The organism is Kitasatospora sp. NPDC088783, assembly GCF_044750705.1.
In the GTDB taxonomy this organism is placed as follows: domain Bacteria; phylum Actinomycetota; class Actinomycetes; order Streptomycetales; family Streptomycetaceae; genus Kitasatospora; species Kitasatospora fiedleri.
In genome coordinates this window covers 377,991-399,463 of the sequence record NZ_JBIVKJ010000004.1, presented here as the reverse complement: position 1 = coordinate 399,463, position 21,473 = coordinate 377,991, and the positions used below count along the sequence as shown (strand labels likewise).

At 75.7% G+C, this 21,473-nt stretch carries 21 protein-coding genes; 10 read left to right on the top strand and 11 right to left on the bottom strand.

Annotated features, from left to right (window positions below; all coding sequences use genetic code 11):
• Positions 1-5: 5 nt before the first annotated feature.
• The gene (locus ACIP60_RS14310; protein WP_400683532.1) at positions 6-932 is read right to left on the bottom strand and encodes a LysR family transcriptional regulator; all 927 of its coding nucleotides are present in this window, start codon (positions 930-932) and stop codon (positions 6-8) included.
• A gap of 282 nt (positions 933-1,214) precedes the next feature.
• Between ACIP60_RS14310 and ACIP60_RS14305 the strand changes: the two genes are divergently transcribed.
• Together ACIP60_RS14305 and ACIP60_RS14300 are read left to right on the top strand one after the other, a co-directional pair.
• Positions 1,215-3,188, top strand: coding sequence for a lamin tail domain-containing protein (locus tag ACIP60_RS14305; protein ID WP_400683529.1), 1,974 nt, complete (start codon positions 1,215-1,217; stop codon positions 3,186-3,188).
• A 91-nt stretch (positions 3,189-3,279) separates the two neighbouring features.
• Positions 3,280-3,972 carry a DUF6882 domain-containing protein gene (locus tag ACIP60_RS14300; RefSeq protein WP_400683527.1) on the top strand — a complete coding sequence of 231 codons (693 nt, stop codon included), beginning with the start codon at positions 3,280-3,282 and terminating at the stop codon, positions 3,970-3,972.
• Positions 3,973-3,976: 4 nt separating this feature from the next.
• On the opposite strand, the gene ACIP60_RS14295 is transcribed toward ACIP60_RS14300, so the two are convergent.
• Positions 3,977-4,783 carry a helix-turn-helix domain-containing protein gene (locus ACIP60_RS14295; RefSeq protein ID WP_400683524.1) on the bottom strand — a complete coding sequence of 269 codons (807 nt, stop codon included), beginning with the start codon at positions 4,781-4,783 and terminating at the stop codon, positions 3,977-3,979.
• Positions 4,784-5,037: 254 nt separating this feature from the next.
• On the opposite strand from ACIP60_RS14295, the gene ACIP60_RS14290 reads away from it, so the two are divergent.
• The 3 genes from ACIP60_RS14290 to ACIP60_RS14280 all read left to right on the top strand — a co-directional run bounded on the left by ACIP60_RS14290 (position 5,038) and on the right by ACIP60_RS14280 (position 7,567).
• Positions 5,038-5,706, top strand: coding sequence for a DUF4097 family beta strand repeat-containing protein (locus ACIP60_RS14290; protein ID WP_400683521.1), 669 nt, complete (start codon positions 5,038-5,040; stop codon positions 5,704-5,706).
• Positions 5,707-5,798: 92 nt separating this feature from the next.
• Positions 5,799-6,794, top strand: a complete 996-nt coding sequence (locus ACIP60_RS14285; RefSeq protein WP_400683518.1) for an ATP-binding cassette domain-containing protein — start codon at positions 5,799-5,801, stop codon at positions 6,792-6,794.
• Positions 6,791-7,567: an ABC transporter permease gene (locus ACIP60_RS14280; RefSeq protein ID WP_100837418.1), complete on the top strand. Its 777-nt coding sequence runs from the start codon at positions 6,791-6,793 to the stop codon at positions 7,565-7,567. The genes ACIP60_RS14285 and ACIP60_RS14280 overlap by 4 nt, the downstream gene beginning before the upstream one ends.
• A gap of 491 nt (positions 7,568-8,058) precedes the next feature.
• Here the strand turns inward: ACIP60_RS14280 and ACIP60_RS14275 are convergent, their stop codons facing one another.
• A complete protein-coding gene (locus tag ACIP60_RS14275) occupies positions 8,059-8,895 on the bottom strand; it encodes a hypothetical protein (protein ID WP_400683514.1) in 837 nt (278 codons plus the stop codon).
• Positions 8,892-9,494, bottom strand: a complete 603-nt coding sequence (locus ACIP60_RS14270) for a SigE family RNA polymerase sigma factor (RefSeq protein WP_400683511.1) — start codon at positions 9,492-9,494, stop codon at positions 8,892-8,894. Before ACIP60_RS14270 ends, ACIP60_RS14275 begins: the two co-directional genes overlap by 4 nt.
• 214 nt (positions 9,495-9,708) lie before the next feature.
• Here ACIP60_RS14270 and ACIP60_RS14265 point away from each other — a divergent pair, with 214 nt between their 5' ends.
• Positions 9,709-10,965 (top strand): serine hydrolase domain-containing protein, encoded by a 1,257-nt coding sequence (locus ACIP60_RS14265; RefSeq protein ID WP_400683507.1) that lies wholly within the window; start codon positions 9,709-9,711, stop codon positions 10,963-10,965.
• A gap of 104 nt (positions 10,966-11,069) precedes the next feature.
• On the opposite strand, the gene gap is transcribed toward ACIP60_RS14265, so the two are convergent.
• From gap to ACIP60_RS14240, 5 genes are all read right to left on the bottom strand, one after another.
• On the bottom strand, positions 11,070-12,068 hold the full coding sequence (gene gap / locus ACIP60_RS14260) for a type I glyceraldehyde-3-phosphate dehydrogenase (RefSeq protein ID WP_400683504.1): 999 nt from the start codon (positions 12,066-12,068) through the stop codon (positions 11,070-11,072).
• Between the two features lie 138 nt (positions 12,069-12,206).
• Complete coding sequence (locus ACIP60_RS14255) at positions 12,207-13,163, bottom strand: GlxA family transcriptional regulator (RefSeq protein WP_111553706.1); 957 nt, start codon at positions 13,161-13,163, stop codon at positions 12,207-12,209.
• A 156-nt stretch (positions 13,164-13,319) separates the two neighbouring features.
• Entirely contained in the window at positions 13,320-13,991 is a 672-nt protein-coding gene (locus ACIP60_RS14250; protein WP_400683500.1) for an NAD(P)-dependent oxidoreductase, read from the bottom strand.
• Between the two features lie 36 nt (positions 13,992-14,027).
• Positions 14,028-14,930 (bottom strand): sigma-70 family RNA polymerase sigma factor, encoded by a 903-nt coding sequence (locus tag ACIP60_RS14245; protein WP_400683497.1) that lies wholly within the window; start codon positions 14,928-14,930, stop codon positions 14,028-14,030.
• 177 nt (positions 14,931-15,107) lie between these two features.
• Positions 15,108-15,713: a DinB family protein gene (locus tag ACIP60_RS14240; protein WP_400683494.1), complete on the bottom strand. Its 606-nt coding sequence runs from the start codon at positions 15,711-15,713 to the stop codon at positions 15,108-15,110.
• 172 nt (positions 15,714-15,885) lie between these two features.
• Here ACIP60_RS14240 and ACIP60_RS14235 point away from each other — a divergent pair, with 172 nt between their 5' ends.
• Together ACIP60_RS14235 and ACIP60_RS14230 are read left to right on the top strand one after the other, a co-directional pair.
• Positions 15,886-16,872, top strand: coding sequence for a helix-turn-helix transcriptional regulator (locus ACIP60_RS14235; RefSeq protein WP_400683492.1), 987 nt, complete (start codon positions 15,886-15,888; stop codon positions 16,870-16,872).
• A complete protein-coding gene (locus ACIP60_RS14230; protein ID WP_100837408.1) occupies positions 16,869-17,249 on the top strand; it encodes a MerR family transcriptional regulator in 381 nt (126 codons plus the stop codon). The genes ACIP60_RS14235 and ACIP60_RS14230 overlap by 4 nt, the downstream gene beginning before the upstream one ends.
• 22 nt (positions 17,250-17,271) lie before the next feature.
• On the opposite strand, the gene ACIP60_RS14225 is transcribed toward ACIP60_RS14230, so the two are convergent.
• Positions 17,272-17,847, bottom strand: coding sequence for a TetR/AcrR family transcriptional regulator (locus tag ACIP60_RS14225; protein ID WP_400683489.1), 576 nt, complete (start codon positions 17,845-17,847; stop codon positions 17,272-17,274).
• Positions 17,848-17,953: 106 nt separating this feature from the next.
• On the opposite strand from ACIP60_RS14225, the gene ACIP60_RS14220 reads away from it, so the two are divergent.
• Positions 17,954-18,928 carry an NADP-dependent oxidoreductase gene (locus ACIP60_RS14220; protein ID WP_400683486.1) on the top strand — a complete coding sequence of 325 codons (975 nt, stop codon included), beginning with the start codon at positions 17,954-17,956 and terminating at the stop codon, positions 18,926-18,928.
• A 58-nt stretch (positions 18,929-18,986) separates the two neighbouring features.
• Here ACIP60_RS14220 and ACIP60_RS14215 read toward each other — a convergent pair whose 3' ends face one another.
• Positions 18,987-19,751 carry a hypothetical protein gene (locus tag ACIP60_RS14215; RefSeq protein WP_400683484.1) on the bottom strand — a complete coding sequence of 255 codons (765 nt, stop codon included), beginning with the start codon at positions 19,749-19,751 and terminating at the stop codon, positions 18,987-18,989.
• 195 nt (positions 19,752-19,946) lie between these two features.
• Between ACIP60_RS14215 and ACIP60_RS14210 the strand changes: the two genes are divergently transcribed.
• Positions 19,947-21,446 carry an amidase gene (locus ACIP60_RS14210; protein ID WP_400683481.1) on the top strand — a complete coding sequence of 500 codons (1,500 nt, stop codon included), beginning with the start codon at positions 19,947-19,949 and terminating at the stop codon, positions 21,444-21,446.
• Positions 21,447-21,473: the final 27 nt, after the last annotated feature.

Below are 21,473 nucleotides of genomic sequence, written 5' to 3'. Positions count from 1 at the left end.
GCGGTTCAGCGGGCCCAGGACGGGACCCAGGCGCCGGCCGGGGCGGCCGTCGCGGCGGCGGCGAGGTGGGCGCACAGCGCCGGGAGCGCGGGGTGCGGATCGTCCCGGTGGTGCAGCAGGGAGTGCGGGTAGACGGGGACGGGGTCGGTCACCGGGATGCGGCGCAGGCCGTGCCCGGTGGGCCAGACCAGCCGGGTGTCCTCGCCCATGAAGGTGGCCAGGGCGGGGGTGTCGGCGATGGTGTCGAGCAGCGCGTCGGAGCCGAAGTTGGGGCCGGTCGACTCGATGGTCAGCCCGAACTCGCCCGCCAGGGAGTCGTAGTAGGCACCCCACTCGCTGCCGGGGAGGAGGCCGGGCATCCAGATCCGGTGCCCGGCCAGGTCGGCGAGCGGCACCGCGCGGGCGGCGGCGAGGGCGTGCCCGGGGCCGGTGAGCAGGTGCAGCGGCTCGTCGACGACCCGGACGGCGGTCAGGTCCTCGGGCAGCGGCCGGCCGGGCATGGCGACGGCCCGGAAGGAGGCGTCGACGCTGCTGGAGCGGATCGCGGCGACGGCGCTCTCGATGTCGAGCAGCATCACGATGTCCAACTCGACGTCCGGGTGGGCGCGGTGGAAGTCCCGCATCAGCCGGGAGGCCGCGCCGCGCGAGTTGATCACGTCGACGCGCAGCGGGCGGCGGCCGGTGCGGACGGAGGCGGCGGCCCGGTCGGCGGCCCGCAGCAGTGCGCGGGCGTGCGGCAGGAACGCCTGGCCGTCGATGGTGGGTTCGGCGCCGCGCGGGGTGCGGGTGAACAGCCGGACGCCCAGGTCGCGTTCGAGCCCGGCGATCCGCTTGGAGACGGCCTGCTGGGTGATCGCCAGGTCGGTGGCGGCCTTCTGGAACTGGCCCGCCTCCGCGACGGCGACGTAGGTGCGCACGGCTTCGAGGTCCACGGCGGGCCACCCTACCGAACAACGGACGGTTGTGGGCCGGTCGGCCTCCGATGGTCCGGGCGGGGGTGACGCGGCGGCGGGATCAACCGTCGCCCGTGCGGTGGACGGCCGGGTGCCGGCACCGGGGCCGGGTGCCGCCGCCGGGGCCGGGTGCCGCCGCCGGAGCCGGTGGCCGGTTCCGGGCGGTCCGGCCGCTCCCGAACCTGGCGTTCCGGCGGGGAGCGTCCGGGATTCAGCCGCCGTACACGCTGTCTCCACGTCGGGTCGCCAGAGTTCCGGCCCGTGCCTAACTCACACTCGCGTGTCGGCGTCGCCTCCGTGTGCGCCGCGTCCCTGACGTTCTCCGGGCTGATCGTCACCGGACTGCTCGTCGCGCAGCCCGCCGCGGCGGCCGACCCGTCCGGCTACCAGAACGTGCGCATCAACGAGGTCACCTCCGCCGGCAACGACACGGTGGAGCTCTACAACGGCGGCCCGGCGGCGGTGAGCATCAGCGGCTGGAAGATGTCCGACGACGGCTTCTCCCCGCAGTCCTTCAGCCCGTCCGCGAGCAGCATCCCGGCCGGCGGCTTCGTCACCTTCAACTCGCCCAAGGGGCTGGGCGACTCCGACAAGGTGGTGCTCTACACGGCCGGCGGCACGGTGGTCGACCGGGTCGACTGGGCCACCGACAAGGCCAAGCCCGCGATCGCCCGCTGCGGCGGCGACGGCACCGGCGGGTGGGTCACCGCCACCACCGCGGCCACCTTCGGCTCCGCGAACGCCGCGGGCTGCCCGGCCTCCGTGCCCGCCGCGAGCCGGGTCCGGATCAACGAGGTCGGCTCGGACGGCTCGGACACCGTCGAGCTGTACAACGGCGGCACCAGCGCCGTCAGCATCGGCTCGTGGAAGTACGTCGACGGCGACACCTCGCACTCCGCCGCCCCGATCTCGTCCTCCTCGCCGAGCGCGACCAGCATCCCCGCGGGCGGCTACGTCACGTTCGCCTCCACCATCGGGCTGGGCGACAACGACGCGTTGTTCCTGCTCGACGGCAGCGGCAACACCGTCGACTCGGTCACCTGGGCGACCGGCGGCGCCAAGCCCTCCGACGAGCGCTGCGCCACCGGCTTCCAGACCTCCGCGAACGCGACCTTCGGCGCCGTGAACTCCTGCGCGGGCAGCACCCCCGGCGGCGGCACCGGCGGCACCCCCACCGGCCGGCTGCTCGGCGGCGGCGGCTCGCTCACCAGCGGCTGCGCCCCCGAGGCGCCCGGCGGCACCGGCGCCAAGCCCGCCGGCACGCCGGCCTGGCCCGGCGGCCCGGACGTCACCATCGCCGACAACGTCTGCGCGTTCACCACCTCCACCGGCCCCGAGGGCCGGGACGTCAGCGGCCTGGCCTTCGACCCGGCCAACCCGTCCGTGCTGTGGGCCGCCAAGAACAAGAACTGGCTGTACAAGCTGGTCAAGAGCAACGGCAAGTGGGTCCCGGACGCCACCTGGAGCGCCACCGGCAAGCAGATCCGCTTCGCGGGCGGCACCGGCGAGCCGGACTCCGAGGGCCTGACCGTCGGCCCCGACGGCCACCTCTACGTGACCTCCGAGCGCGACAACACCAAGAACACCGCGCCCAAGGACACCGTCCTGGAGTTCGACCCGAACGCCACCGGCAGCACCCTGACCCCGCTCCACCAGTGGGACATGACCTCGCAGTTCCCGCAGCTCGACACCGGCAGCAAGGACGACGCCAACCTCGGCTTCGAGGGCGTCGGCTACGTCCCGGACAGCTGGCTGACCGCCAACGGCTGGACCGACCCGCTCACCGGCTCCGCCTACAACCCGGCGAACTACCCGCTGCACGGCGCCGGCCTGTTCTTCGCCGGGCTGGAGTACGACGGCACCCTGCACGTCTACGGCCTCAACTCGAACGGCAGCTTCACCACCTTCGGCACCGTCTCCACCGGCAAGCCGGGCGTGATGGACGTGACCTTCGACGCCGGCACCCAGCGGATCGTCGCCACCTGCGACAACACCTGCGGCGAGACCCACACCTTCCTGAAGGTCAACGCGAGCGGCGCGATCGTGCCGGACGTGACCTACACCAACCCCGCCGTCATGCCGGTCGACAACCTGGAGGGCTTCGCTCTCGCGCCGACCTCCACCTGCGCCAACGGCTTCCGCGAGGCGGTCTGGAGCGACGACGGCATCTACGGCTTCGGCTCCGGCACCTCCTCCTACGGGCACGCGCTCTACAGCGGCACCTTCCCCTGCTGAGCACCCCGCCTCCCGAGCGCACCGGGCCCCGACCGCGCAGCACGCCGCGGCCGGGGCCCGCCGCCCGGGACCGGGTCACTGGGGTGTCCGGATGGCCACGACCTTCACCGAGTCCTTCCTGCGCGCCGCCGAGCCGCACGCCGCCTGGGGCGCCGAGCAGTCGGAGGCGCTGGAACGGGCGCTGCCGGCCGTGCCGTGGACGGCCGACCTGACCGAGTGCGCCTACGAGAGCGGCGGCCGGACGCTGCGGGTGGGCCTGCTCGGGACGTACGACCCCGCGGGGCGGTCCTGGCTGTGGGGCTGGGCCGATCCGGGTTTCGGCGGGGCGCCCGTGACGGCCGCCTCCGCCCGGGTCGCGGAGTTCGGACGGGCGTACGGCGTACCGGAGTCGGCCGAACCCGAGGTCGACCTGTCCGGTTTCGCCCACCCGCGGCACGCGGCGGAGGCGCCGGCCTTCACCGGCATGGGCGTGCTCGGCGCGCCCGGCTGCATCGGGCAGGAGACCGGGCCGCAGACCCGGGTGTACTTCGTGCCGGAGGACCCGTCACTGCCGCCGGCGCCGCTCGACCCGGTCACGGTGCCGCGCTTCCTGCTGACCGGCGCGGGGCTGTTCGGGCACGACGCCCGGGCCGTGGTGCGCGGCTGCTTCGGGCACCACGGCGTGCCGGTGGCGGAGGGCCCCGACCTGATCACCGCCCGGCTGCCCGACGGGCGCGGCCTCCGGGTGTCGTTCGACCCGCTGGGCCGGATCGCCTCCGTCGAGGGCTCGGCGGGCGGGCGCTGACGGCTCAACTCCGGCTGTCCGAAGGGCCGTTCGCCGAGCCGTTCGCCGGATCGTCCGCGGGGCCGCCGGCCGGGCCGTCCGCCGGGCCGTCCGGTTCCCGGACGGGCTTGGTGAACAGCACGTCGCGGCCCTGGTCGGCGGCGCGCAGCAGCATCTCGGAGAGGTGGTCGAGGAACCGGGCGATGTTCTCCAGCCGCGTCCCGGCCGGGCTGGTCGAGCCGAGCACGACGACGCCCTGCCGGGCGGTGGCGGCCACCGCGGCGTTGGCGTGGGCGCTGGCCACCGCGGACTGGTACCAGATCTCGTCGTCCACCACGTAGCGCTCGCGGCGGCGCTCGTCGCGCTCCCGGCGGATCATCGACTGCTCGTCCAGGAAGGCCACCGCCTTGGAGACGGACGCCGGGCTGACCTGGAGGCGCCGGGCGAGTTCGGTGGCGGTCAGGCTGCCGGAGTCGGTGAGCAGCAGCGCGGCCAGCACCCGGGCGGGCATCCGGCTCAGGCCGGACTGCATGAAGACGGTGGTGATCGCCTCCTCGAAGGCGTCCACCGCGCCGGGGTCGCGCCCGTCGTCGGGGCGGTCGGCCAGGTGCGGGTCGCGGGGCGGCGCGGCCCGGCGGTGGGTGCGGTGCTCGGTGGCCCGTTGGGCGAGGTCGGCCCGGTAGCCGGCCGGGCCGCCGTTGCGCATGACCTCCCGGGTGACGGTCGAGGTCGGACGGTCGAGCCGGCGGGCGATCTCCGCGTAGGCCAGGTCGTCGGCCAGCCCCAGCGCGATCTGCTGGCGCTCCTGCTGGGTGAGCCTGCCTCCCGGCATCGGGGGCCTCCTTCTGCGGTGCGTGACGTTGCCGCGCCCAGCATAGCGTTCACCGTCATTTCATTGCAACGAATGCCACTCCCGACGTTGCGTTATCTCCAGGATCATTGCAACGATTTTCCTGCTCCTACCTGTGCTTATGGCATTTGATTGCAACAAGCTTGTTGCCCGATCCATGAACGCAACGTAGCGTTTCCAATGTCAGAAACAAAGCGGCGCCGCACCGGCACCGCACCGCGAACAGGGAGCACACCATGCAGAAGTTCGACACCGCCGCCCCGGTCACCGTCGTCCTGGACGTCCCGGCCGGCCTGGTCCGGTTCATCGCCGCCGACCGCACCGACACCGTGGTCGAGCTGCGCCCCGCCGATCCGGCCAAGGGCCGCGACGCGAAGGCCGTCGAGCACACCGAGGTCGGCTACGCCGACGGCGTGCTGCGGATCGTCACCGACTCCGCCGCGCACCGCCTGCTCGGCCCGTCCGGCGCGCTGGAGGTCACCGTGCAACTGCCCTCCGGCTCCACGGTCGAGGCGAAGAGCGCGGACGCCCGGCTCCGCGGCGTCGGCCGGCTCGGCGCGGTCACCTTCGAGAGCGCCCGGGGCTCGGTCAAGCTCGACGAGGCGTCCGCCGCCCGACTCACCCTCCAGGACGGCGACATCGAGGTCGGCCGCCTCACCGGCCCCGCCGCGTTCAGCACCCAGCGCGGCGACCTGACCGTCGCCGAGGCGGTGCGCGGCGCGCTCGAACTGACCACCCGGTCCGGCTCGATCGCGGTCGGCGTGGCCCGCGGCGTCTCCGCCTCGCTGGACGCCGGCACCGGCCACGGCCGCATCGACAACGCGCTGCGCAACGCCGACGACGTCCCGGCGGTCACCATCCGCGCCACCACCGCGCACGGCGACATCTCCGCCCGCACCCTCTGACCCGCCGCCGCCGCCCCACTCAGCCCGGCCCGGCCCGACCCAGTCCAGCACCGCCGTCCCCGCACCGACCCCCACACCCCCAGGAGCACCCCATGACCGGCCTGGCCATCGCGGCGAACGGGCTGCGCAAGTCCTACGGCGACAAGAGCGTCCTGAAGGGCGTCGACCTCGCCGTCCCCACCGGAACGGTCTTCGCCCTGCTCGGCCCGAACGGGGCCGGCAAGACCACCGCCGTCAAGATCCTCTCCACCCTGGTCACCCCCGACGCCGGGGAGATCAGCGTCGGCGGCCACGACCTGGCCACCGAGGCCCAGCAGGTGCGCGCCGCGATCGGCGTCACCGGCCAGTTCTCCGCCGTCGACGGCCTGATCACCGGCCGGGAGAACATGCTGCTGATGGCCGACCTGCACCGCCTGCCCAAGGCCGAGGGCCGCCGGGTGGCCACCGAGCTGCTGGCCCGCTTCGACCTCACCGACGCCGCCGACAAGCCCGCCTCCACCTACTCCGGCGGCATGAAGCGCCGCCTGGACATCGCGATGACCCTGGTCGGCGACCCCCGGATCATCTTCCTCGACGAGCCCACCACCGGGCTCGACCCGCGCAGCCGCCACGGCATGTGGCAGATCATCCGGGAACTGGTCGCCGGCGGCACCACCGTCCTGCTCACCACCCAGTACCTGGAGGAGGCCGACCAACTCGCCGACCGGATCGCCGTCCTGCACGACGGCGTGATCGCGGCCGAGGGCACCGCCGAGGAGCTCAAGCGCCTGGTCCCCGGCGGCCACGTCCGGCTCCGGTTCACCGACCCCGCCGCCCACCGCGCCGCGGCCGACGCACTCGCCGAGGCCGCCCGCGACGACGAGGCGCTCGCCCTGCGCGTGCCCAGCGACGGCAGCCAGCGCGCCCTGCGCTCGGTCCTCGACCGGCTGGACGCCGCCGGCGTCGCGGCCGACGAACTCACCGTCCACACCCCCGACCTGGACGACGTCTTCTTCGCCCTGACCGGCGCCCCCGCCCTCCCGGCCCAGACCGCCGCCCCCGCCACCCAGGCCGCTTCCGCCGCTTCCGCCAAGGAGAACGCACGATGAGCCAGCTCGCCCTCGCCGTCCGCGACTCGTCCACCATGCTGCGGCGCAACCTGCTGCACGCCCGGCGCTACCCGTCGCTCACCCTGAACCTGCTGCTCACCCCGGTGATGCTGCTCCTGCTGTTCGTCTACGTCTTCGGCGGCGCGATGAGCGGCGGCCTGGGCCGCTCCGCCTACGTCACCTACCTGGTGCCCGGCATCCTGATGATGACCATCGGCTCGACCGTGATCGGCACCGCCGTCTCGATGGCGACCGACATGAACGAGGGCATCGTCGCCCGGTTCCGCACCATGGCGATCCACCGCGGCTCGGTGCTGTTCGGCCGGGTGGCCGGCAGCGTGCTCCAGTCGGTGGCCAGCGTGGTGCTGGTCGGCGCGGTCGGGGTGGCGATCGGCTTCCGCTCGCACGACGCGAACCTGCTGGAGTGGCTGGCCGCGTTCGGCCTGCTCGCCCTGGTCGCCCTGGCGCTCACCTGGATCGCCGTCGGCATGGGCCTGGGCAGCCCCAACGCGGAGGCCGCCAGCAACGCCGCGATGCCGCTGATCCTGCTGCCGATGATCTCCAGCGCCTTCGTCCCGCTGCACTCGATGCCCGGCTGGTTCCAGCCGGTCGCCCAGTACCAGCCGTTCACCCCGGCCATCGAGACCCTGCGCGGCCTGCTGCTGGGCACCGGCATCGGCAACAACTGGTGGATCGCCCTGCTGTGGTGCGCGGCCCTCACCGTCCTCGGCTACCGCTGGTCCCGCGCCCAGTTCGACCGCGACCCGCGGTAACCACCGTCCGCACCGCACCCTCGGGGCCCTTCCGACGGCACGTCGAACCACCCGCACGGCAACGCGGTCGCCGCGGCGCGGGAAGGTGGATGACGAGCCGTCGGAAGGGCCGTTCCGCGTGCGCGCCCCGCACGCCTGCGGGCCCGTGACCGCCACCGTCACAGCCGCTGCCGCGGACGTGCGGGGGGACGGTGGGAGGCGGGTGGCGCGGAGGGCGCTGCGGCGCCGGGGGTCGACCGCCCGGACGCCGGGGGTCCGCGGATCGCGGCGCTGCCGCGCGGCGCGGCTGTGGCCGCCGCCGTTCCGGACCCGGTGCGAACCGCGAGGGAACGAACCGCACGAGCTGCGCGGGCCTCGTGTGGTGCGGGTGCCGGCCGGTCCTCAGTGGCCGGCCGGGGCGTCGGACGTCGTCGCCCGCCACCGCCGGCATCCGCTCCCGGCCGGTGGCCCGCCCCGGGGGCGGTGGTCCGCCCCGTTCCGGGTCAGGTGGTTCAGTGTCCGGCGGCCCCCTGCGTCCAGACCGGGTCGAGGACGAGGGCGGTGAGCGCCTCGCCGTTCAGCACCGGCGGCCCGGCGTACAGGTCCTGGCCGTGCCCGGGGAGCGGGACGTTGCCGGACTCGGCCGTGATGACGGTGCCGTCGGTGCGGTACAGGTCGGCCCGCCACACCTGCGGGAGGTCCGCTGGCGCCGGCGGGAGGGAGAGCACCAGGGCGCTGCCGTCCGGCTGCCGGGTGGCGGAGCAGCCCGGCCGGTTGTTGCACAGGTCGGCCGGCTGTCCGGTCCCGTTCGGCAGGTGCTCGACGCTGAGCTGCACGGTGCCGGTCTTCGTGCCGTTGGTGACGGTGTACCCCGCGCCGATCGTCTCCGGCAGGGGTCGGCTCGGCGCCGGGGTCCCGCCCTGGAGCTCGGCCAGCCTCTTCCGCTCCTCCGCGTCGGCGCCCGTGCTCCGGCTGTCGACCAGCGTCGGCCGACCGTCCGCGTGGTACCCGGTCGGGAAGCGGCTGCTGAGCAGGTCGGCGATCTCCGCGGGCGTGGTCGGCCCGGTACGGACGGTCGACGCGGAGAGGGAGGCGGACACGGAAGCCGTGCCCTGGCCGGCCGGGCCCACCGCGACGGTGCGCGACGGGCCGCCCGCGAGGGCGGTTGCGCCGAACACCGCGACCGCGGCCACCGCGGCGGCGCTGCCCGTGACGGCGGCGAGCCGCAGCCCCCGGCGGCGGCGGCCGCGGTGCACCAGCTCGGCCACCGGGGCCGGTCCGGCGGTGCCGTGACGGTCCGCCAGGTCCCGCAGCGCGCGGGACATCTCCTGGTCTTCGATGTCGTTCATCGCGTGATGTTCTCCTGGTTCTTCGACTGGATCAGCTGGGTCGCCCGGACCGGCGCCCAGTCCGACGGCTGGCCCCCCGGGCGTTCCACCGGGCGGTCCACCGGGCGGTCCGCCGGGCGGTCCTTCGACAGGGCGGTGCGCAGCCGGGCCACCGCCCGGAAGTGCTGGCTCTTGACGGTGCCGACCGAGCAGCCGAGGATCGCGGCGGTGTCCTTCTCCGACAGGTCCTCGAAGTGCCGCAGTACGACCACCGCCCTCTGGCGGGGCGGTAGTTCGCGCAGCGCCCGGTACAGCTCGTCCGAAGCCTCCGGCGCCGTCGGGCCCCCGGTGGGGGCGTCCGGCGGTTCGGCGATGAGCAGTTCCCTACGACGTCGCCGCCACCAGCTGATGTGGTTGTTGACCAGCATCCGCCGCAGGTAGGCGTGCGGGTCGTCGGTCCGCGTCCGGCGCCAGCGCACGTACAGCTTGACCAGGCAGTCCTGGAGGAGTTCCTCCCCCCGGTGCCGGTCACCCGCGATCAGCGTCGCGGTGCGCAGGTGCCGGGGCCAGGCGGTCCCGACGAAATCGGCGTAGGCGTCGTCCTCGGTTTCTCGACTCACACCGACCAGACGCCCGGGCCCGGCGGAAAGGTTGTCAGCCCCGCCGACGACCTGCGGCCCGGGCCGCCACCGCCCCGGGGTCCACCCCCAGGGCCCGGCTCGGGGCCGGTTCGGGGTCGGTTCGGGGTCCGCCCCGGATGGCCCGGCGCGGCCCGAGCGGAAGACTCTTCCACGTCAGCGGGCAAGCGGCGCAGGGAAGTCGGGGAGGCCGGGGATGAGCACGAGGATGATGGGACGCGAGCTGGCGGGCACGGCCGCGATCAGCGCGCTGGTGGTGGCGCTCGGCGAGGCCGACCCGTCCGGCGCCGGTGAGCCCGGTGCCGGGGCATTCGGCGCCGGGGCGTTCGGTGCCGGTCCGGCCGGGCTGGACGCCGCCGCGCTGCGGGCCTCGATCGCCGACCCGTCCGGCGCCGGGCTCACCAGCGCCGTGGTGCGGGTCGGCGGCACCGGCGGCACCGGCGGCACCGGCGGCCACTGGACGGGCACCGCGGGGACGGGCGACCCGGCCACCGGGCGGCCGGTGCGGGCGGACGGCCGGTTCCGGATCGGCAGCATCTCCAAGGTGTTCACCGCCACCGTGCTCCTGCAACTCGCCGCCGAGCGGCGGATCGACCTGGACGGCACCGTCCAGCGCCACCTCCCGGTGGCGCTGCCGGTCGGCCACCCGCCGGTGACGGTGCGCCAGCTCCTGAACCACACCAGCGGGCTGCCCGGCGGCAGCGAGCTCGGCGACGACGACGGCAGCGCCGCCTGGTTCGTCGCGCACGCCGCCGACCGCCGGACCCCGCAGCAGGTGCTCGACTCGCTGGCCGGCCGACCGGCGCAGTTCGCCCCCGGCACCGCCCAGCAGTACAACGGCGTCAACTACTTCCTGGCGGGCCTGCTGATCGAGCGGGTCACCGGTCGGAGCTTCGCCCGGGAGGTCACCGACCGGGTGCTGCGCCCGCTGGGCCTGCACCGCACCTCGGTGCCCGACGCCGCCGACACCTCGCTGCCGGACCCGAGCGCGCACGCCGTGCTGGCCGTGCCCCGGCCGGACGGCGGCACCGACCTGGCGGACGTCACCCGGCAGAGCCCGTGGCCGTGGGCCGAGGGCGGCATGGTCTCCACCGCGCCCGATCTGGAGCGCTTCCTCACCGCGCTGCTCGGCGGCCGTCTGCTGCCGCCCGCCCAGCAGGCCGAGCTGTTCACCGTCCCGGACGTGCCGAACTTCCGGGGCCCGGGCCCCGACCTCGGCCCGGCCGCCGACCGGGCCTGCCTCAGCGCCGGCCTGATGCGCCTCTCCCCCGCGCCCGGCCTGGTGCTGTGGGGCAAGACCGGCAGCCGTCCGGGCTGGACCAGCGGCGTGTTCGCCACCCGGGACGCCGCCCGGACCCTGGTGTACTCCTTCACCCCGACCTCCCGCCGGGGCGCCCCGTTCACCGCCCAGTACCGGGTCGCCGCCGCCGCGTTCGGCCTGCCCGGGCTGTGAACGGGCGCCCGGCGGGCGGAGCACCCGGCGGACGGGAACGGCGGACGGGGCCCGCGCCGCCGTCGCGGCGGTACGGGCCCCGTCCGGGGCGGTCAGCGGGCCGGTCAGCCCGCGGCGAGCAGCTCCAGGGTGTCGATCACCCGGTTGGAGAAGCCCCACTCGTTGTCGTACCAGGCGACCACCTTGACGTGGCGGCCGTCGACCCGGGTGAGCGCCGAGTCGAAGATCGAGGAGGCCGGGTTGCCGGTGATGTCGGAGGAGACCAGCGGGTCCTCCGAGTACTCCAGGACGCCCGCCAGCTTGCCCCCGGCGGCCTCGCGGTAGGCGGCGAGCACCTCCTCGCGGGTGACGTCGCGGGCGACGGTGGTGTTCAGCTCGACGATCGAGCCGACCGGGACCGGCACCCGGATCGAGTCGCCGGACAGCTTGCCGTCCAGCTGCGGCAGCACCAGGCCGATCGCCTTGGCGGCGCCGGTGGTGGTCGGGACGATGTTGACGGCGGCGGCGCGGGCCCGGCGCGGGTCGCGGTGCGGGCCGTCCTGGAGGTTCTGCTCCTGGGTGTAGGCGTGCACGGTGGTCATGAACCCGTGCTCGATGCCCGCGAGTTCGTCGAGGACGGCGGCCAGCGGGGCCAGCGCGTTGGTGGTGCAGGAGGCGTTGGAGACGATGGTGTGCGCGGCCGGGTCGTAGGCCCCGGTGTTGACGCCGTAGGCGAGCGTGACGTCGGCGCCGTCGGACGGGGCGGAGACCAGCACCTTCTTGGCCCCGGCGGTCAGGTGGGCGCGGGCGGCCTCGGCGGAGGTGAAGCGGCCGGTGGCCTCCAGCACGATGTCGACGCCGAGTTCGGCCCAGGGCAGGTCGGCCGGGTCGCGCTCGGCGAGGACCTTGATCCGGCGGCCGTCGACCACCAGGGTGTCGCCCTCGACGGTGACCGGGCGGCCGAGCCGGCCCGAGGTGGTGTCGTAGGCGAGCAGGCGGCCGAGCGCGGTGGGCTCGGTCAGGTCGTTGACGGCGACGACCTCCAGCTTGCTGTCGCGCTCCAGCAGGGCGCGCAGCACGTTGCGACCGATGCGGCCGAATCCGTTGACGGCGATGCGGGTCATGGGGTGGTGCCCTTCTCTGCGGCTCTCGCCCGCTGTTCCGGCGGGGCTGACCACTCCACTGTCGCTCGCCGGGAGGGGAGGCGGTAGTGGCACCCGTGCCACGGTGCGCAAGGATCGCGCCACGTCGGGCCGGGGTGCTCACTCGCCCTTGGCGAAGGTCCGCCGGTAGTCGCTGGGCGTGGTCCCGAGGATCTGCTGGAAGTGCGCGCGCAGGTTCGCGCCGGTGCCCAGGCCGGTCTCGGCGGCGATCCGCTCGACCCCGTAGTCGGAGCGTTCCAGCAGCTCACGGGCCAGGTCGACGCGGGCCCGCAGCACCCACTGCATCGGCGTGTAGCCGGTGTCCTCGACGAAGCGGCGGGAGAAGGTGCGCGGCGAGACGGCGGCGTGCCGGGCCAGCGCCCGCACGGTCAGCGGCCCGCCCAGCCGGTGCAGCGCCCACTCCCGGGTGGCCGCGAACCGCTCGCCGACCGGCTCGGGCACGCTGCGCGGCACGTACTGGGCCTGGCCGCCGCTGCGGTACGGCGCGGCGACCAGCCGGCGCGCGGTGTGGTTGGACGCGGCCACCCCGAGGTCGCTGCGCAGCACGTGCAGGCACAGGTCGATGCCGGACGCGGCGCCCGCCGAGGTGAGCACGCTGCCCTCGTCGACGAACAGCACGTTCTCGTCCACCCGCACCCCGGGGTACTTGGCGGCCAGCGCCCGGGTGTAGTGCCAGTGCGTGGTGGCCCGGCGGCCGTCCAGCAGGCCGGTCGCGGCCAGTGCGAACGCCCCGGTGGAGATCGCCGCCAGCCGGGCGCCGCGGGCGTGCGCGGCGCGCAGCGCGGCCACCACGGCGGGCGGCGGGTCGTCCCGGTCGGGGTGCCGGTAGCCGGGCACGAACACCGACTCGGCCCACTCCAGCGCCTCCAGCCCGTGCGCCACGTGGTACGAGAGCCCGTCCCCGCCCGCGACCAGCCCGGGCGCCGCCCCGCACACCCGCACCTCGTACGGCATGCTGCCGCGGGTGGAGAACACCTGCGCCGGGATTCCGACGTCGAGCGGTTTGGCACCGTCCAGGACCAGCACGGCCACCCGGCGCAGACGAGGAGTCGACACCCGCCCAGGGTAGGCGCGTCCCGGCGTCGGCACGGCGGCGTCCGGCGGCGTGGGCGGGGCGTGGCGGCGGTACGGCAGGGTCCCGGCGGCACGGCAGGGTCCCGGCGGCGGCGCGGGCGCGTCGCGGTGCCTCCCGGCGGGCCGGGAGGCGTCCGGTCAGTCGGCGATCCCGAGGACGCGTCCGGCGGTGTCGGGGTCGTCGATGCTGCGCAGCATGCAGTGCGCGACGTCGGCCCGGGAGATCTTCGACCCGCCGCGCAGGTTCCGCCCGTAGGCGATCCGGTAGTCGCGGGTGAGCGGCTTGTCGGTGAGCTGGGGCGGGCGGACCACCGTCCAGTCCAGGCCGCTGGCCAGCACCACGTCCTCCATCCGGGCCAGGTCCGCGTAGTGCGCCCGCAGCACCCGCTTGACCAGCGGCGTCAGCACGTACCGCATCACCGGGCCCTCGCCCGGGTCGTGCCGGGGCGGGTGCGGGCGGCCCGGCGAGGGCACCGTCCCGACCGGTGCGGCGCTCACCACCAGCAGCCGCCGCGCCCCGGTCTCCCGCATCGCGCCGACCAGCGCCCGCGTCCCGCTCTCGGCGACCCCGACGCCGGCCTTCCCCACCGCGCCGAGCCCCGACAGCACCGCGTCGGCGCCCGCCACCGCGTCCCGCAGCTCCGGCGCCCCGGCCGTCGCCAGGTCCGCCCGCACCACCCGCACCCCGGGCCGCTCGCCCAGTTTGGCCGGATCGCGCACCACCGCCGTCACCTCGTGCCCGGCCTCCAGCGCCTGCGCCAGCAGGTGCCGCCCGATCCCGCCGGTGGCGGCCACCACAGTCAGCCTCATCGCCCTCTCCACCTTCCCGATCATCATGACGTTCCGTCAATTTTCTTCTGCAACACCGGAGTTGGCACTTCTCAGCTTGTCAGGGTTGGTCACGAAGTAGATGTCCGTGACCTGCTCGCCGTCCGCCGACAGGTCCAGCACGAGCACCGCGAACGGCGCCTCCCCGACGAACAGCACCGCCGACGGGTCCCCGTTGGCGGTGGCCCACCGGACCCGGATGCCCTGCGGGGCCCGCGCCGAGCCGCCCACCAGCAGCCGGGCGACCTGCCCCCGGCCGCGCACCGGGCGCGGCCCGGCCGCGGTCGCCTTGCCGCCGCCGTCCGCCCAGAGCGTGACGTCGGGGGCGAGCAGCCGCAGCAGCCCGTCCAGGTCCCCGCCGCCGACCGCGGCCGCGAACCGCTCGGTGGCCTGCCGCCGCAGCGCCGCGTCCGCCCGGTACCGGGGCCGCCGGGCCCGGACGTGCTCGCGGGCCCGGTGGGCGAGCTGGCGGACGGCGGCGGGGCTGCGCCCGAGGATCTCGGCGGTCTCCGGGTGGCCGTAGCCGAACACCTCGTGCAGCACGAACACCGCCCGCTCCAGCGGGGTCAGCGTCTCCAGCACCACCAGCAGCGCGATCGACACCGCCTCGGCCCGCTCCCCCGGGTCCTCCTGCGCCGGGGCGATCAGCGGCTCGGGCAGCCAGGGCCCGAAGTAACTCTCCCGGCGCCGGCTGATCTCGGCCCGCCGGGCGAGCGCGGTGTTCACGGCGGTGCGCACCAGGTACGCCCGCGGGTGGACCACCGGCCCGGCCTCGGCGGACCGGTACCGGCCGGACCAGGCCAGCCAGGTCTCCTGGAGGACGTCCTCGGTGTCGGCGACCGTCCCCAGCAGGTTGTAGACCATCGAGAACAGCAGCTCCCGGTGCCTGGTGAACACCTCGGTGGCCTCGTCCGTCGTCACGCCCGTCTCCTCTCCGCGGCTGCATCCCGAGAGTGTCAGCACGGCCCGGGTGTGACACGGAACCGGAGGAGAACCGGAACGAGTCCGGGGACGAGTCCGGGGACGGGGACGGCCCGCGCCCTGACGTGGTGCCGTCAGCGGCGCGGGCCGTCCCCGCGGCGGAGCCCCGGCGAGGGGTCAGCCCATGCTCTTCTGCCCGTCCAGTGCCTCCCGGATGATGTCGGCGTGCCCGGCGTGCTGCGCGGTCTCGGCGATGACGTGCAGCACGGTGCGCCGGGCCGACCAGCTCGTGCCGGGGGCGAACCAGGGCGCCGCGGGCAGCGGGTGCGAGACGCCCAGGTCGGCCAGCCCGGCCAGCATCTCGTCGGTGCCGCGGGCCACCGCCTCGTACGCGGTGAGCACGCCGCGCAGGGTCTCGCCGGGCAGCAACCGGAACTCGTCCGTGCGGGCCTGGACGTCGGCCTCGGTGAAGGAGCTGAAGTCCGGCATCGCCGAGGTGCCCCGGACGATGAACGCGGCCCACTGCCGCTCCACCGAGGTGACGTGCTTGATCAGGCCGCCGATGGTCAGTTCGCTGACGGTGGTGCGGCGGGACGCCTGCTCGTCGTCGAGGCCGCGGGCGGTCAGCCGCAGGAAGTGCCGGATGGCGCGCAGCTCCGCGATCAGGTCGGCGTGCTCGCCGGTCGGGCCCTCGGCGGTGGCGGCGGGGTACTGGCCGACCGCGGTCTCGACGGCCTCGGTGGCCTCGGTGGTCTCGGTGGTCTGCACGGTCTCGGTGCTCATGGTGGTCGCCTCTCCGAAGTGCGGTGCTGTCGCGGTGCGGTGCGGTGCGGTGCCGACGGGGTGCGCCCGGACGCCTCGGGCCGGCTGCCCGGCGCGGTCCCCCTCGCTCCGTGTTCCACGCTACGGACCATTGCGGCCACCTTCCGTCCGCAATTGCCGGAGGATGGGACCCATGGCCGACACCAGTGCCCGCACCCTGCGCCTGCTCACCCTGCTCCAGTCCCACCGCTACTGGCCGGGCGGGGAGCTCTCCGCCCGGCTCGGCGTCTCCGCCCGCACCCTGCGCCGCGACGTCGACCGGCTGCGCGAGCTCGGCTACCCGGTGGAGGCCCGGCGCGGCGTCGACGGCGGCTACCAGCTGGCCGCGGGCGCCGCGCTGCCCCCGCTGGTGATCGACGACGAGGAGGCGGTCGCGCTGGCCGTCGGCCTGCAGGCGGCGGCGGACGGCGCGGTGGAGGGCATCGCGGAGGCTTCGGTACGGGCGCTGGCCAAGGTGGTCCAGGTGATGCCGGCCCGGCTGCGCCGCCGGGTGGAGGCCCTGCGGGCCGTGACCGTCCCGGCGAACTGGCGCGCCGACACCACCGCCCCGATCGACCCGGACGTCCTCACCGCCGTCGCCCTGGCCTGCCGGGACACCGAACGGCTGCGCTTCGGCTACCGGGCCGCCGACGGCACCCCCACCGAACGGCACGCCGAGCCGTACGGCCTGGTCCGGCTCGGCCGCCGCTGGTACCTGGTCGCCTACGACCTCACCCGCCAGGCGTGGCGCACCTTCCGCCTCGACCGCCTCTCCGCCCCCGCCGCCACCGGCGCCCGCTTCCTGCCCCGCACCCTCCCGGCCGACGACGCCGCCGAGTTCGTCCGGGCCGGGCTGCAGGGCCAGCCCCGCCCGCACCGGGTCGAGGCGGTGGTGGACGCCCCCGCGGCGACGGTCCGGCAGAAGCTCGGCGCCTGGGCCGAGACCGAGGAGGTGGACGCCGGGCGCAGCCGGGTGCGGATGGACGCCGACGCCCTGGAGTGGCCCGCGATGGCCCTCGGCTCGCTGGGGGTCGACTTCCGGGTGGTCTCCCCGCCCGAGCTGTCCGCGCTGCTGGCCGCCTGGGGCGAGCGCTTCACCCGCTGCACCGGCGGCAACGAGCAGGCAGAATCGGGGCGGTGACGACACAGCAGCTGCTCACTCCCGCCGAGGCCGCCGAACGCTCGGGGTTCAGCCTGGACACCCTGCGCTACTACGAGCGGATCGGCCTGCTCACCTCCATCACCCGCGCCACCAGCGGCCACCGCCGTTTCAGCCCCGACGACATGGGCTGGCTGGGCATCCTGCGCTGCCTGCGCGACACCGGCATGCCGATCGCCGACATGCGCCGGTACGCCGAACTCGCCCGCGCCGAGGGCCCGGACGGCCTGCGCGGCCGGATCGAACTGCTGGAACGGCACGACACCGCCGTCCACGACCAGATCGCCCTGCTGGAGCGCCAGCGCACCCACCTCCGCGACAAGATCGACTACTACCGCAGCGTCCTCGCCGCCGACTGACGCCCGCGCCGGACCCCTCCCCTCAGACCCGGAGCCCGTCCACCACCAGCCCGAACAGGTGCTCGCTCCGCTCGGCCAGCACCGGCGCCTGGTCGGCGATCCAGCTGACGGCGTTGGCCAGCGCGAACAGGTCGGTGCCGGTGACGTCCGCCCGGATCCGCCCGGCCCGCTGGGCGGCGGCCAGCAGCCCGCCCCCGGCCTCCCGCATCGCCGTGCAGCTCGCGTGCAGCGGCGAGGCCGGGTCCCGGAGGGTGGCCAGCAGCGTGCCCGGCAGGTCCCGGTAGGCGCCCGCGCCCGCGCAGAACTCCCGCAGCCAGCCGACCAGCGCCGCCTCCGGATCGTCCTGTTCGGCCGCCAACTCACCGGCCCGGCGCGCCAGTTCCTTGAAGCGCCGGGCGAGCAGCGCCTCCAGCAGCGCCTCCCGGTTGGGGAAGTGCCGGTAGAGCGTGCCCAGTCCGACCTCGGCCCGCCGGGCGACGTCGCGCAGCGAGGCCCCGGCGCCCTGTTCGGCGAGCACCTGCGCGCCGGCCTCCAGCAGCCGGTCCCGGTTGCGCCTGGCGTCCGCGCGCGGCGCCCGGGCGGTCTGCTCAACAGACATGCCACATCCCGTCGTTGACATTCGGAGCGCCGCTCCGTTTAACTTTCCGGAGCAGCGCTCCGCATTCTACGGCAGCGCTCTGCGACCTGCGGAGGGGGAGACACCCATGACGATCGACAGCATGTGGGCAATACGGCTGCACGCCTTCGGCGAGCCCGAGGTACTGGTCCGCGAACGGGTGCCGCGGCCGGTGCCCGGCCCCGGCGAGGCCCTGGTCCGGGTGCACGCGGCGGGCGTCAACCCGCCCGACTGGTACGCCCGCAGGAACTTCGACAACATCCCGGCCGAGCTGCGTCCGCCGCTCACCCTCCCGCTGATCCCGGGCAGCGACATCTCCGGCACGGTCGCCGCCACCGGCCCGGGCTCCGTCCGGCAGGTCGGCGAACGCGTCCACGGACTGGTCAACTTCCCCGGCCGGGGCGCCGGTTACGCCGAGTACGCGACCGCCCCGGACGCCCACCTGGCCCGCCTGCCCGACGCCCTGGACCACCCGACCGGCGCCGCCCTCCCGATGGCCGGCCTGACCGCCTACCAGTACCTCACCCAGCTGCTGCGCCCCGCGCCGGGCATCACCGCCGTGGTCAACGGCGCGGCCGGCGGCGTCGGCCACCTCGCCCTGCAACTCCTCCGGGCGGGCGGCGCCGGCCGGCTGATCGCGGTCGCCTCCGGCCGCCACCGGGACTTCCTGCACGAGCTGGGCGCCGACCGCTTCGTCGACTACACCGCCGGGCCGGTCGCGGACACCGTCCGGGACGCCGACCTGCTCCTCGACACCGTCGGCGGCCCGGACGCCCACCGCCTGCTCCCGGTCCTGCGCCGGGGCGGCCGGGTCGCCCCGGTCTTCCTCGGCGACTACCGCCGCGAGCACGCCACCACCGAACTCGGCCTGACCTTCAACGACCGCTTCTGGCAGGTCCGTTCCAGCGGCGAGGACCTCACCGCCCTGGACGCCCTGGTGACGGCCGGCACCGTCCGGGTCGCCGTCACCGCCGTCTTCCCCCTCGCCGACGCCGCCGCCGCCCACCGCCGCGCCGAACAGGGCCACCTGCGCGGCAAACTGGTCCTGCACGTCGCCGACTGACGCCCCGCCCCGGCCCGCCCCGCCCCGCCCCGGCCCGCCCCGGCCCGCCGCAGGCCGGCTACGCGGTCCGGGCGTCCCGCTCCCGGACCGTCGCGGCGCCCCGGCGCTCCCAGCCCTCCGCCCGGACCACCACCTCCCCGATCCGGTCGATCGCCCGGGCGATCTCCTGCGCCGGGTGCCGGAGCGGCGCGCTCATCCCGGCCAGCGCGGCCAGCAGCGCCCGGAACTGCTCCAGCCCGGCCAGCCCTTCGCGGATCGCCCCGGCCAGACCCACCAGCTCGCCGAGGAACGCGTCCGCACCCGGCACCTCCCCCCGCACCTGCCCCGGCGTCGACGCGGTTCGGAGCAGGTCCAGCACGGAGCCCACCGCCCGGTCGATCCGCTCCACGTGGACGGCGAACCGGTCCGCCCGCTCGCGCAGTTCGCCCGCCGGTGCGGCCAGCGCCGCCGCCATCCGCCCGGTCACCGCGAGACCGACGGCCCCGGGCGCGCCCGGGCTCCACGCCTGCCGGACCTGCGGGCCGAACCGCTCCATCACCTCCGCCAGGTCGTTGATCGAGCGGGTCAGCGCGTTCACGTCCTCGCCCACCACCCCCATGTCCGCCTCCACCGCGGCGAACCGCCCGACCGGCCCGGGGCTGTCCGGACCGGCCGAACCGCCCGGATCGAGCCAGCCGTCCCCGCCGAGCCCCCGGGCCGGGACCGGGGCCGCCCGGTGGTCGGTCCGCCCGGGGACGTGGTCGGCGAGGGCGTGGCCGGCCGAGAGGACCGCCCACACCGCGCCGAAGACCGCCACCGTCCCGAGCTGCGCGGTCCCGTTCACCGGGCACCGCCACGGCCCCCGCGGGCGGGCGCGCCCGCGGCAGTGTCCCGGACGTCGCGCCCTGCCGTGTCGCGCCCTGTCATGTCGTCTCCTGTCATCTCGTCTCCCGGTGTCGGGGTCCGGCACCGGGGTCCGGTGTCGGGGTCTGGGCAGCGGAGCTACTCGGCGGTAGGGTCACCGGCACGCTCGGGCTGGGTGATCTCGGAGGTTGCGGTGGAGTACGGCGAGTACCGGCGGCACGACGCGGTGGGGCTGGCCGCGCTGGTGGCGGGCGGGGAGGTGAGCGCCGGGGAGCTGCTGGAGGTGGCGATCGGGCGGGCCGAGCAGGTCGGCGGGCGGCTGAACGCGATCGTGCGGCCGATGCACGAGGTGGCCCGGGAGCGGGCGGCGGGGCCGCTGACCGGGCCGTTCGCGGGGGTGCCGTTCCTGATCAAGGACCTGATCCAGGACTACGCGGGCCTGCCCACCGGCAGCGGCTGCCGGGCGCTCCAGGACACCCCGGCGACCGCGCACAGCGAGTCGGTGCGGCGCTGGCTGGACGCCGGGCTGGTGGTGTTCGGGAAGACCAACACGCCGGAGTTCGGCAGCAAGGGCGTCACCGAGCCGGCGGCCACCGGCCCGGCCCGCAACCCGTGGGACACCGGGCGGACCCCGGGCGGCTCCTCCGGCGGCTCGGCCGCCGCCGTCGCCGCGGGCGTCGTCCCGGTGGCGGGCGCCAACGACGGCGGCGGGTCGATCCGGATACCGGCGGCCTGCTGCGGCCTGTTCGGCCTCAAGCCGGGCCGCGGCGTCGTCCCGGCCGGGCCCGCCGCCGCCGAGCACCTGCACGGCGCCGCCACCGACGGGGTGCTCTCGCGCAGCGTCCGGGACAGCGCCGCGATGCTGGACGTGCTGGCCGGCGCCCCCGACCCGGCCGGCCCGTACCTGCCGCACCGCCCGCCGACCCCGTACGCCGAACTGGCCCGCCGCGCCCCGGGCCCGCTGCGGATCGGCTTCACCACCCGCTCCCCGCTGGGCACCGCGGTGCACCCGGAGGCGGTCGCCGCCGTCGCGGACGCCGCGGCCCTGCTGGAGGGGCTCGGCCACCACGTCGAGGAGGCCGACACCGGCATCGACGAACGCGGCCTGGCCCTGGACTTCCTGGCCATGTGGGCCACCGAGACCGCCGCCACGGTGGACGCCGTCAAGCGGCTCACGGGTGCCGGGAACGCGGGCTTCGAGCTCGACACCCACGTGCTGGCCGCCGCCGGCCGCCGGATGCGCGCCCCCGCCTACTACGCGGCCCACCAGCGCTGGAACCTGTACAACCGCCAGCTCGCCGCGTTCCACACCCGGTACGACCTGCTGCTCACCCCCACCCTGGCCCAACCGCCGGTCCGCATCGGCGAGTTGGACACCCCCGCGGCCGTCCGGGCGCTGGCCCGGCTGCTGCTGCCGCTCGGCCTGCTGGGCCTGCTCAGCCGGACCGGGGCGTACGAGGAGGCGGTGATCACCAACCTGGCGCCGGTCCCGTTCACCCAGCTCGCCAACATCACCGGCCGCCCCGCCGCCAGCGTCCCGCTGCACCGCACCCCGGACGGCCTGCCGCTGGGCGTGCAGTTCGTGGCGCCGCTGGGCGGCGAGGGCACCCTGCTCGCCCTCGCCGCCCAACTGGAGTCGGCCCGCCCCTGGGCCCACCTGGAGCCCGCGCTGTGACCGGCCGGGGAGCGGAACAGCCGGGGA

Excerpts from the sequence above, each read along its gene's own strand:
- ACIP60_RS14295 (WP_400683524.1), bottom strand. The coding sequence starts at position 4,783 with ATGCCGGGAGGCAGGCTCACCCAGCAGGAGCGCCAGCAGATCGCGCTG.
- gap (WP_400683504.1), bottom strand. The coding sequence starts at position 12,068 with ATGACCCGCATCGCCGTCAACGGATTCGGCCGCATCGGTCGCAACGTG.
- ACIP60_RS14290 (WP_400683521.1), top strand. The coding sequence starts at position 5,038 with ATGCAGAAGTTCGACACCGCCGCCCCGGTCACCGTCGTCCTGGACGTC.
- ACIP60_RS14275 (WP_400683514.1), bottom strand. The coding sequence starts at position 8,895 with ATGAACGACATCGAAGACCAGGAGATGTCCCGCGCGCTGCGGGACCTG.
- ACIP60_RS14250 (WP_400683500.1), bottom strand. The coding sequence starts at position 13,991 with ATGAGGCTGACTGTGGTGGCCGCCACCGGCGGGATCGGGCGGCACCTG.
- ACIP60_RS14220 (WP_400683486.1), top strand. The coding sequence starts at position 17,954 with ATGACGATCGACAGCATGTGGGCAATACGGCTGCACGCCTTCGGCGAG.
- ACIP60_RS14235 (WP_400683492.1), top strand. The coding sequence starts at position 15,886 with ATGGCCGACACCAGTGCCCGCACCCTGCGCCTGCTCACCCTGCTCCAG.
- ACIP60_RS14240 (WP_400683494.1), bottom strand. The coding sequence starts at position 15,713 with ATGAGCACCGAGACCGTGCAGACCACCGAGACCACCGAGGCCACCGAG.
- ACIP60_RS14285 (WP_400683518.1), top strand. The coding sequence starts at position 5,799 with ATGACCGGCCTGGCCATCGCGGCGAACGGGCTGCGCAAGTCCTACGGC.
- ACIP60_RS14225 (WP_400683489.1), bottom strand. The coding sequence starts at position 17,847 with ATGTCTGTTGAGCAGACCGCCCGGGCGCCGCGCGCGGACGCCAGGCGC.
- ACIP60_RS14280 (WP_100837418.1), top strand. The coding sequence starts at position 6,791 with ATGAGCCAGCTCGCCCTCGCCGTCCGCGACTCGTCCACCATGCTGCGG.
- ACIP60_RS14300 (WP_400683527.1), top strand. The coding sequence starts at position 3,280 with ATGGCCACGACCTTCACCGAGTCCTTCCTGCGCGCCGCCGAGCCGCAC.
- ACIP60_RS14265 (WP_400683507.1), top strand. The coding sequence starts at position 9,709 with ATGAGCACGAGGATGATGGGACGCGAGCTGGCGGGCACGGCCGCGATC.